Here is a 398-nt window from a genome sequence, read left to right on the forward strand (position 1 = left end):
CTCTACATCACCGGCACGACCGAAGTTGCTGGTCTCGGCGGTGACGCCAAGTGGGTGAAGCTGACCGGGCGCGCAAGCGTGTACCAGACCTTGTCCGAGCAACTCGACCTGGTCGGCCTGGTGTCGGGTGGTGCTGGCTATATCGCGGGCTACGGCGATGGCGATCTGCGCATCTTCGACCACTTCCAGAGCAACGACCGCATGATCCGCGGTTTCGCCTATGGCGGCATTGGTCCGATTGCCAGCGACAACAGCGGCGACCATCTCGGCGGCACGACCTATTTCAATGCATCTGCGGAAGCCCAGTTCCCGCTGCCGGTCATTCCGGAAAGCTTCGGCTTGCGCGGCGCGGTGTTCGCCGACGCGGCAACGCTCTACGGCAACAAGCTTGATCCGAG

1 protein-coding gene is annotated in these 398 nt (G+C 63.1%); it reads left to right on the forward strand.

Annotation, left to right across the window (positions count from 1 at the left end):
• Positions 1–398, forward strand: a 398-nt coding sequence (locus EN818_RS30955; RefSeq protein ID WP_145972142.1) for a BamA/TamA family outer membrane protein, incomplete at both ends; no start/stop codon positions are given.

This window comes from Mesorhizobium sp. M3A.F.Ca.ET.175.01.1.1 (genome assembly GCF_004791945.1).
Classification (GTDB): Bacteria; Pseudomonadota; Alphaproteobacteria; order Rhizobiales; family Rhizobiaceae; genus Mesorhizobium.